The sequence below is a fragment of the Streptomyces sp. NPDC054932 genome (assembly GCF_053610205.1).
In genome coordinates this window covers 1-3060 of the sequence record NZ_JBSGXU010000359.1, presented here as the reverse complement: position 1 = coordinate 3060, position 3060 = coordinate 1, and the positions used below count along the sequence as shown (strand labels likewise).

Sequence of the window (3060 nt, the reverse complement as noted above, 5' to 3'; positions counted from 1 at the left end):
GCCCCGGTCTTCGCCGAGCCGATGTTCCAGACCCCCGAGACCGCGGCCATGGCCGCCGCGGCCGCCCGCGCCGCCGCCCCGGTCGAGGAGGACGAGGAGGAGGAGCTCACCGAGGTCACCGCCGAGGCCGAGGTCGCCCAGGCCCCCGCCGCGCAGCCGTCCGGCCGTCGCCGTCGCCGCGGGCGCGGCGCCCCGGAGTCCGCTCCGGTCGCCGAGTCCGCCCCCGTCTCCCTTCCCGAGGTGCTCGCGGAGGAGGAGCCGGAGGCCGAGGCCGCCGATCTCGACGAGGAGTTCGAAGAGGGCGACGAGTCGGGCGAGCGCCCCTCGCGCCGTCGCCGTCGCGGTGGTCGTCGTCGCCGCCGCGGTGAGGCCGCCGACCTCGACGAGTCCGCCGAGGAGGAGGCCGAGGCCGCCGAGCAGGAGGCCGCCGAGCAGGACGGCGAGGAGGAAGAGGACGAGGAGGCCGAGGAGGCCCTCGGTTCCAGCTCCAGCCGCCGTCGCCGCCGTCGCCGTCGCCGCAGTGGCGACAGCTCTGCCGAGGCCGCCGAAGCGGGTGACGAGGACGGCGTGCGTACCGTCGTCAAGGTCCGCGAGCCGCGCCCGGCGCGCGAGAAGGCCGAGTCCTCCGACGAGGTGCAGTCCATCAAGGGCTCGACCCGCCTGGAGGCGAAGAAGCAGCGTCGCCGCGAGGGCCGCGAGCAGGGCCGCCGCCGCGTGCCGATCATCACCGAGGCCGAGTTCCTGGCCCGCCGTGAGGCCGTCGAGCGCGTCATGGTCGTCCGCCAGGCCGGCGAGCGCACCCAGATCGGCGTCCTCGAGGACAACGTGCTCGTCGAGCACTACGTCAACAAGGAAGAGGCCACCTCGTACGTCGGCAACGTCTACCTGGGCAAGGTCCAGAACGTGCTGCCGTCGATGGAGGCCGCCTTCATCGACATCGGCAAGGGCCGCAACGCGGTCCTGTACGCCGGTGAGGTCAACTTCGAGGCGCTCGGCATGGCCAACGGGCCGCGCCGCATCGAGTCCGCCCTCAAGTCCGGCCAGTCGGTCCTGGTGCAGGTCACCAAGGACCCGATCGGTCACAAGGGCGCCCGCCTGACCAGCCAGGTCTCGCTGCCCGGCCGCTACCTGGTCTACGTGCCCGAGGGCTCGATGACCGGCATCAGCCGCAAGCTGCCCGACACCGAGCGCGCGCGTCTGAAGACGATCCTCAAGAAGATCGTCCCCGAGGACGCGGGCGTCATCGTGCGCACCGCCGCCGAGGGCGCGAGCGAGGACGAGCTGCGCCGCGACGTCGAGCGTCTGCAGGCCCAGTGGGAGGACATCCAGAAGAAGTCGAAGCAGATCTCGACCTCTTCGCCGAGCCTGCTGTACGGCGAGCCGGACATGACCGTCCGCGTCGTGCGCGACATCTTCAACGAGGACTTCTCGAAGGTCATCGTCAGCGGTGACGGCGCCTGGGAGACCATCCACGGCTACGTGAACCACGTGGCCCCGGACCTGGCCGACCGGCTGTCCCGCTGGACCTCCGAGGTCGACGTCTTCGCGACGTACCGGATCGACGAGCAGCTCGCCAAGGCGCTCGACCGCAAGGTGTGGCTGCCCTCGGGCGGCTCGCTTGTGATCGACAAGACCGAGGCGATGATCGTCATCGACGTCAACACCGGCAAGTTCACCGGTCAGGGCGGCAACCTCGAGGAGACCGTCACCAGGAACAACCTGGAGGCGGCCGAGGAGATCGTGCGCCAGCTGCGGCTGCGCGACCTGGGCGGCATCGTCGTCATCGACTTCATCGACATGGTCCTGGAGTCCAACCGCGACCTGGTCCTGCGGCGCATGCTGGAGTGCCTGGGCCGCGACCGTACGAAGCACCAGGTGGCCGAGGTCACCTCGCTGGGCCTGGTCCAGATGACCCGCAAGCGGGTGGGCCAGGGTCTGCTGGAGTCCTTCTCCGAGACCTGCGTCCACTGCAACGGCCGCGGTGTCATCGTCCACATGGAGACGCCGACCGTGATCGGCGGCGGTGGCAACGGCAAGCGCTCCAAGCGCCGCGGTGGCCGCGCCGAGTTCGACCAGCACGACCACGAGGTCGAGACGATCGAGGCCGTCGACCTCGAGGGCGTCGAGACCGAGGCCGAGGTGGCCGCCGAGGCCGCCGCGCCGCGCGCCCTGCCCGAGCCGGAGTTCGTCGCGGACGAGGAGCTCTACAGCAGCCCGGCCGAGGCCGAGGCCGCCGCGGGCATCAGCGGCCGTCGCAACCGGCGCCGTGCCACCCGCAAGGCCACCGCTCCGGCGGGTGCCCCGCGCGGTGCGGTCGCTCCGGTTCAGGCCGCGGCCCCCGTGGTCGTGGACGAGCCGGTGACCGAGCCGGCCGAGACGGTGCTGGAGCCGGCTCCCGAGGCGGTCGCCGAGGTCGTCGAGGTCGTGGAGGCTCCCGAGGTCGTCGAGGCGGCCCCGGCCGCCCCGGTCGAGGAGGCCGCGCCGAAGGGCCGTACCCGTCGCCGGGCGACCCGTAAGGCCACCGCCCCGGCGGGTGCCCCGGCGCCCGCGGCCGAGGTGGCCCCGGAGCCGGTCGTCGTGGCGGAGCCGGAGCCGGTCGTGGTGCCCGAGCCCGTCGCCGTGCCCGAGCCCGTCGTCGTTGCCGAGGTCGAGGAGGCTCCCGTCGTGGAGGCCGCTCCGGCCCGTCCGCGCCGCCGTGCCACCCGCAAGGCCACCGCACCGGCCGGTTCCCCGGCGGGCGCGGCGGAGGCCGCCGTGGTGGTCGTCGAGGCCCCGGTGACCGAGACCGCGACGCCGGTCGAGGAAGCCGCCCCGGTCGAGGAGGCCGCCCCGGCCAAGAAGGCCGCCAAGAAGGCTCCGGCCAAGAAGGCGCCCGCGGCGAAGAAGGCCCCGGCCAAGAAGGCGGCGGCCGCCAAGAAGACCGTGGCCAAGAAGGCGGCCACGACCAAGAAGACCGTGGCGAAGCGGGCGACGAAGAAGACCGCGGCGGCTGAGCAGCAGACGCCGCCGTCGGTCTCGGCTCCGGCCGAAGCCTGATCCACCGCTGAGTGACCCAGCGGC

At 73.2% G+C, this 3060-nt stretch carries 1 protein-coding gene; it reads left to right on the top strand.

Annotation, left to right across the window (positions count from 1 at the left end; translation table 11 throughout):
- The coding region (locus ACWGE1_RS40690; RefSeq protein WP_453425509.1) for an Rne/Rng family ribonuclease at window positions 1-3036 on the top strand (3036 nt) is incomplete at its 5' end.
- Window positions 3037-3060: the final 24 nt, after the last annotated feature.